The organism is Thermogutta sp. (assembly GCF_014359955.1).
Lineage (GTDB): Bacteria > Planctomycetota > Planctomycetia > Pirellulales > Thermoguttaceae > Thermogutta.
In genome coordinates this window covers 1-2,950 of sequence record NZ_JACIYL010000567.1, presented here as the reverse complement: position 1 = coordinate 2,950, position 2,950 = coordinate 1, and the positions used below count along the sequence as shown (strand labels likewise).

At 55.7% G+C, this 2,950-nt stretch carries 2 protein-coding genes; both read right to left on the bottom strand.

Translation table 11 applies throughout. The features are described from left to right. A partial coding sequence (locus tag H5U08_RS14485; protein ID WP_297034543.1) for an Hsp70 family protein occupies positions 1-653 on the bottom strand: 653 nt, incomplete at its 3' end. 398 nt (positions 654-1,051) lie between these two features. After that, positions 1,052-2,950 (bottom strand): YgiQ family radical SAM protein (locus H5U08_RS14480; protein ID WP_297034540.1); only part of this gene is annotated, 1,899 nt, incomplete at its 5' end.

Below are 2,950 nucleotides of genomic sequence, written 5' to 3'. Positions count from 1 at the left end.
CAGTCCCACCCTCCCAATCGCACATCTCCATCAATCGACAGGGTGACGTACTCGTAGCCGCGGATCTCCATGACCGTCACATCGAAAGTGCCACCACCCAGATCGTACACGAGCACTTTCTCGGGTTTGGCTGCGCTCGATGGTTCATTCAACCTGCCGGATTCATAGCCGAAGGCCAGAGCGGCGGCCACCGGCTCGTTGATGATATCCATCACTTCCAGCCCCGCCATGTAGCCAGCGTCCTGCGTCGCTTTTCTGCGTACCTCATCAAAATAGGCAGGCACGGTAATAACGACATGACTGAAGTCGCCAAGCTGTTGTGAAGCATCTTGCCGCAATTTATTCAAAATAAACGCCTCGATCACCTCTGGCGGGTAGTATTTACCCTGCAGGGCTTTGTGATAGACCTTATATCCCACGTCCCGTTTGGAACACTCAGCGGCCTGACTCGGTAGCCGGGCGAAGGCCTTAAGAGCTTCGCGCCCGACGATCACCTCTTCACCGTCGAAATACACGACACTCGGTGTGAGCCTTTCTCCTTCGGCATTGACAATCGTTTCCGGATGGCCCTGCGCATCCAGGTACGCAACGACGGAGTATGTCGTGCCCAGATCAATACCCACCGCGGGAATTCGCTCACCTGAAATCGTCATAGGGATTCACAACCAAAATCAATGTGATATTGGCAATACTCCTGCCGCCCGGCCGGTCCGCGCGTTCGGAGAATTTTTGCGTTTGGACAGCCTGTCGTCCCACCCTATCTCCAGTATAGAAGCGCCCAAGCGGCGGTCCCACCACAGTATGTTAACGTCGGATGCCCTCGCTTGAGTGCTCGCAAGATCATCCGAATCTCACGGGGGAGCACCCTGCCGTGCCTCGATCGCACCGGCCAGCGGTCAACGTTCCCTTCAACGTTTCACGCCCGTGAGGGCATGTCTCCTATTTTTTCAACCCTCAAGCAGAAGCTGCGACCGCCCCCCAGAACAAAGTCCCAGGTAGCCTGGCAGGGAAGGGAACCAACAATCGAGGGCGCTTCAGCCCACCGTGCCGATCAGCTTTTCTTTGTCGTTCTGCGCCGGAAAGTCTTCCGATGAGGTCGATAGCCGGCCACGCGGGCCTTGGCTTCATTCCGGTCTTCAGCTAGCGCTTCCGCGCGCTGGCTTTTGCGACGTGCCACGACAGCTTCTTTTGGAGGGCGCGACGGGATGAGACAGTGAGGCCCGCTGCCGATCAAGTCCGTCCTGCCAGCCCGTTGCAGGGCCTCACGGACGAGGAAATAATTCTCCGGCTTCCAGAATTGAAGGAGTGCCCGCTGGAGCCTTCTCTCGCGTTCGCCCCGCGGAACGTAGACTTTTTCTCCGGTCATTGGGTCGATGCCCGTGTAATACATGCACGTGGCGATGTCGAAAGGCGTCGGCATGAAATCCTGAACCTGCTGGGGACGATAACCTGTGCGTTTGAGGAATTCCGCGAGTCGAATCATCGCCTTGAGATCGCAGCCTGGGTGGCCCGATATGAAATACGGCACCAAATATTGTTCTTTCCCCGCAGCCCGTGAAAGTTCATGAAATTTCTTTGCAAATCTTTCAAAGTCTTCTATGGTCGGCTTTTTCATCAGGCGCAAGACGTCGGGATCGCAGTGCTCCGGCGCCACTTTAAGATGACCGCCTACGTGATAACGCACCAGGTGATTCATGTAAGCGGGGCTCAACTGGGCCAGATCCATGCGAATTCCCGACGCGACATAGACTTTCTTGATGCCCTGAACATGTCGCACCTGTTTGAGAAGATCAATAAGCGGTCCGTGGCTGGTATTTAAAAGCTTGCAAATGGTCGGATGGATACAGCTTAAACGGCGGCACTTTTCCCGAACGTCCGGACGGCTGCAATTCATCCGGTACATATTCGCGGTTGGACCGCCGATATCACTGATGATACCTTTGAATTCGGGGTCCTGTTTCAACCTTTCAATTTCCTGAATAATCGATTGCGGTGATCGACTTTGAATAATCCGACCTTCGTGGGCGGTGATAGAACAAAAGGTACACCCTCCGAAACAGCCCCGCATAATCTGAACGGAATGCTTGACTACTTCAAATGCGGGAATGGGTTCATCGCCATAAACGGAGTGGGGCCGCCTTTGAAAAGGAAGCCCGTACACCCGGTCCATCTCCTCCTCTGTCAACGGAAACGCGGGTGGATTGATGACCACGGCTTCACGATCATGGTATTGCACAAGGCGCCGGGCATTGAACGGGTTGGTTTCCAGGTGCGCCATCCTGGTCATCCGCGCAAAGGCTTCCTTGCTTGCCACAACCTCCTCGTAGGACGGCAGGTAGATCGCGTCCTCCGGTGGTTTTTCCGAAGCACCCAGCCGATAAGCCGTGCCGCGAACATCGCGAATATTTTTAATGGGCTCGCCGGCAGCAAGTCGCCGCAAAATTTCCAAAAGTGGACGTTCACCCATGCCATAGACAAGAAGGTCGGCCTTCGAGTCGAGCAGAATGGATCGCCGAACTTTGTCGCTCCAGTAATCATAATGGGCAATGCGGCGCAAACTCGCTTCCACTCCTCCCGCAATGACAGGCACGCCTTTGTAGGCTTCCCGTGCGCGCTGGCAATAGGCCAGAGTGGCGCGATCGGGGCGCAACCCGATTCGGCCGCCGGGACTGTACGCATCATCATTGCGCACTTTTCGGTTCGCAGTATAATGATTTACCATGGAGTCCATATTGCCGGCACTGACCGCGAAACACAGTCGCGGACGCCCGAACGTCCTCCAAGGCGCACACGAATGCCAGTCCGGCTGACTGAGAATCGCCACCCGGTATCCTTCGGCCTCCATAAGCCGCCCCAGCAAGGCCATGGCGAAACTCGGGTGATCCACGTAGGCGTCGCCTGTTACGAATACGACATCCACATAATCCCAACCCCGAGCTTCCATTTCCTC